The following is a 3,797-nucleotide window of genomic DNA, read 5'->3' as shown; positions in this document are numbered from 1 at the left end:
AAGAAGGCTATAACTATATTCTCCTGAATGATGGTAGTGAGAAACTCCTTATAGGAGCACTTTCATGTAATAAGTACCAGTTAAAATTCAGAATCTACAATTCTGGCAGACTCACTGTTGTAATGCAGATTTTCTCTCATGCAAATAAGCTTACAGATACAATTGAGTCAGAAATCATTACAATTCTTGGAGCAACATCCAACAATGAACTGCTAAAAGCTTATTCTGTCCGTATAAACAGATACAACAAGCGTCTGTTCGCTCCAAAACCTAGCGGATGGTGCTCCTGGTACTGTTATTATGAGAATATCAGTGAGCAGATCATAAAAGATAACTTAAAATTGATGAAACATATAGACAATACAAAATATGTTTTAATTGACGACGGTTATCAAAAACACATGGGAGACTGGCTTGATTTTACAAACAAGTTCTCTAACAACCTGCAGGATCTTATTAAGGAAATAAAGGACGCTGGAAAAGAGCCTGGTATCTGGGTTGCTCCTTTCATTGCTTCAGGAGATTCAGAGCTTTACAGAAAAAATAAAGAATATTTTGCTAAAAGCAGATTAGGAAAACTGGAGTCTGCTGGTGTAAATACCTATGAAGGATGGAGAGATTTACCTTGGTATTCTCTTGATTTTTCAATTGAAGAGGTAAGAAATTATATATCCCGTGTTTTCTATTACTTTCATGATGTATTAAATATACGATTCTATAAACTTGATGCATGTTACTGGGGAGCCTGTGAGCATCTTGTTTTTAAAAGTGGAATCACCCCAATTGAAAATTACAGATTAGGTCTTAAAACAATTCTTGATGTCGTAGGAAAAGACAGTATTCTCCTTGGATGTAATGCTCCTTTCTGGCCATCTATTGGACTTGTTCATTCAATGAGAATTTCTGATGATGTTATAAGAAATAAAGATAGGTTTATTCAGCAGCTAAATGAGCTAAGACACAGAACATGGATGAATGAGTCACTCTGGATTAATGATCCTGACTGTCTGTGTCTTAACAATTACAAAAACCAGATTGCAGATCCTGAGGATTTCATGATGCATATTGCAACAATTCTTCTTGCTAACGGTTCAGTTTTCCTTGGCGACAGTCTTGATAGAATTTCACCTAATAACCAAAAACTGATTAAAAGAATTCTTGATATTCACAAAGACTGCATTGACATAAATATATCTGATGAATTTGATAGCTTCATTCTTCAGGGAAATAAATACAAGACAAGGATCTTCTTTAATCTTGATTCACAGAGCAAAACTTTTTCGCTAAAAGAGGAATTTAAAGATTTCTTTACAGGCAAGAGTGTTAAAGGTGACCTTACCTTAGAATATGGCAAGGTCATGGTTGTATCAAATATTTAAAAAGGAGCCAGTCCTTTTGTAAGATTGACTAAAGCACACAATGCTTGATATACAGTCTGTTCTCTAACCTCTTCACGATTGCCATCAAAGATAAAGCACTTTGTATAAGCAGCTTTATCTTTGTGCTTTACAGCCATCCACACAGTACCAACTCTTTTTGTCTTAGTTGCACCATCTGGACCTGCAATTCCACTTACAGCAACACTCATGGTTCCTAAAGAGCTTTTTAAAAGGGCTCCTGTTGCCATTTGTACAACTGTCTGCTCACTTACTGCTCCGTATGATTTTAAAGTATCTTCACTAACGCCAAGACACTCCATTTTTGCCTCGTTTGAATAAGTAATAAAGCCCCTGTCAAAATATGCAGATGATCCTGGGATCTCAACGATGCTGGCACCTATCAATCCTGCAGTTAAAGATTCAGCTGTTACGTATACTTCTTTATAAATAGGATATAGCTCAAAAAGCTCCTGTGCTTTTTGAGTAATCATTGATTTGTAGTTCATTATCTTTGTCTTCTTAAGATGGATTTAGAGCTGATTCCGTAAGCATCTCTTGCTTTTAAACTAGCTACATGAGCTGTCTTTGGAGCACTCTTTGCAACTATTGGCTCATCAACTTTAACCGACGGTGTGCTGATGAACTTCTCTGTCTGAGCTCTTACCTGATCTTCAATACTCATTGGAGAAGTGCTCTTATCAAGTTTATGGACTTTTGCAAGCATTTCAACTTCATAACTTGGAAGATTTGTTCTATCAATAACCTCAGAGATACTCAATCCTTCAGACAGAAGTCTTTTAGCAAGAACAATTGGCTGATTATCAACTGATTTTTCTTCAAACTCTTTTTTCTGAAGCTCTATCTTGTTGGTTAATGAGTCAAAAGATGAATCTATCTTTCTTTGTTTATCAATAAGATCCTGAAGAGTATCTGTTACATACTGTAATGAGCGTTCTGATGATTTGATTCTTCTTTCAAGAGAATCATTGATATTTTTAATTTTTTCATTTTCAGATACAAGCTCAGTTATCTTTACTTCCTGCTGACTTATTACACGAAGTAAATTCTTTTCAACAGCTGATGCTCTGTGAGAATTTATAAGAAATGATATGAGGATAAAAAGGAGTATAACAACCGTTACAATGATAACTGCAATGATAGAAACATCTAGATATGACTGCATGATTTACTCTTTTTTATAAAAATCCTATTTGTAATATAACACTTGTTTGCAATCTATACAAAAAATTGCTACAAATGATGTGATATTTCTCAAAAGTGTTCAAAAACAAACGCTTAATTATATTATATAAATCTTTGTTTTTAATTATTTCAACTGATGTTTGACCAATAAAAAAAGGCCCATCAAAAAGATGAGCCTCTTTGTGGCTAAATGATATTGGTTAATCTATTAGTCAACGCGCTTGAATAATAATGAGCCGTTAGTACCACCAAAACCGAAGTTATTTGATAATGCGTACTCAATATCGTGCTTCTGAGCAACGTTAGGAACAAGATTAAAATCGCCAACCTCATCTTCAGGATTCTGAAGGTTGATTGTTGGAGGACAAATCTGATCCTTAACTGACATAACAGTAATAACTGCTTCAATAGCACCAGCTGCACCTAATAAGTGACCAGTCATTGATTTGGTTGAACTCATGCAGCAGTTCTTAGGAGCGTCACCGAAGATGCTCTTTGCAGCGCGAAGCTCTGATAAGTCTCCAACGTGTGTTGAAGTACCGTGAGCATTAATGTAGTTAACCTGCTCTGGCTTAACGTTGGCATCCTTTAAAGCATGAAGAATTGAACGAGCTGCGCCTTCGCCAGTCTCTGGAGTTGCGGTCATGTGGTAAGCATCACCTGACATACCAAAGCCGACTAACTCAGCGTAGATCTTTGCACCACGTGCCTTTGCATGCTCGTACTCTTCAAGAACCAGAACACCTGAACCGTCACCTAATACGAAACCGTCACGATCCTTATCCCAAGGACGTGATGCAGCTTCTGGATCATCATTGCGATGAGATAAAGCCTTCATTGCAGCAAAACCGCCGATACCCATAGGGGTTGAAGCCTTTTCAGCGCCACCACAAATCATTACGTCAGCATCACCAAAAGCAACTAAACGAGCTGATAAACCGATAGCATGTGTACCGGTTGCACAAGCTGTTACTGTAGATAGGTTAGGACCGCGAAGACCCTTCATGATTGAAAGCTGACCTGAAACCATGTTAATAATGGTTGATGGAACGAAGAATGGGCTGATACCGTGTGGACCACGTGCAGCAAGACCATTAATATTCTTTTCGATTAAGGTTAAGCCACCAATACCTGAACCAATCATGGTACCGATTCTGTCTGCATTCTTTTCTGTAATCTCAAGACCTGAATCATTGATAGCCATAATACCAGCAG

The 3,797-nt window shown here is 37.2% G+C and carries 4 protein-coding genes; 1 reads left to right on the top strand and 3 read right to left on the bottom strand.

Going from position 1 to position 3,797, the window contains the following annotated elements:
* Positions 1-1,379 (top strand): glycoside hydrolase family 36 protein (locus tag ACJML3_RS00775; RefSeq protein ID WP_406019758.1); only part of this gene is annotated, 1,379 nt, incomplete at its 5' end.
* Here the strand turns inward: ACJML3_RS00775 and ACJML3_RS00770 are convergent.
* The 3 genes from ACJML3_RS00770 to fabF form a co-directional block, all read right to left on the bottom strand.
* A complete protein-coding gene (locus ACJML3_RS00770) occupies positions 1,376-1,885 on the bottom strand; it encodes a CinA family protein (protein ID WP_331852988.1) in 510 nt (169 codons plus the stop codon). The two genes, ACJML3_RS00775 and ACJML3_RS00770, sit on opposite strands and share 4 nt — an antisense overlap.
* The gene (locus ACJML3_RS00765; RefSeq protein WP_406019756.1) at positions 1,885-2,562 is read right to left on the bottom strand and encodes a hypothetical protein; all 678 of its coding nucleotides are present in this window, start codon (positions 2,560-2,562) and stop codon (positions 1,885-1,887) included. Before ACJML3_RS00765 ends, ACJML3_RS00770 begins: the two co-directional genes overlap by 1 nt.
* A 228-nt stretch (positions 2,563-2,790) precedes the next feature.
* Positions 2,791-3,797 (bottom strand): beta-ketoacyl-ACP synthase II (gene fabF / locus ACJML3_RS00760; RefSeq protein WP_406019754.1); only part of this gene is annotated, 1,007 nt, incomplete at its 5' end.

Origin of the sequence: Succinivibrio sp. (assembly GCF_045124615.1) — a bacterium.
In the GTDB taxonomy this organism is placed as follows: domain Bacteria; phylum Pseudomonadota; class Gammaproteobacteria; order Enterobacterales; family Succinivibrionaceae; genus Succinivibrio; species Succinivibrio faecicola.
The sequence above is the reverse complement of the archived record's forward strand: the minus strand, read 5'-3'. Positions and strand labels throughout refer to the sequence as shown.

Excerpts from the sequence above, each read along its gene's own strand:
- ACJML3_RS00770 (WP_331852988.1), bottom strand. The coding sequence starts at position 1,885 with ATGAACTACAAATCAATGATTACTCAAAAAGCACAGGAGCTTTTTGAG.
- ACJML3_RS00765 (WP_406019756.1), bottom strand. The coding sequence starts at position 2,562 with ATGCAGTCATATCTAGATGTTTCTATCATTGCAGTTATCATTGTAACG.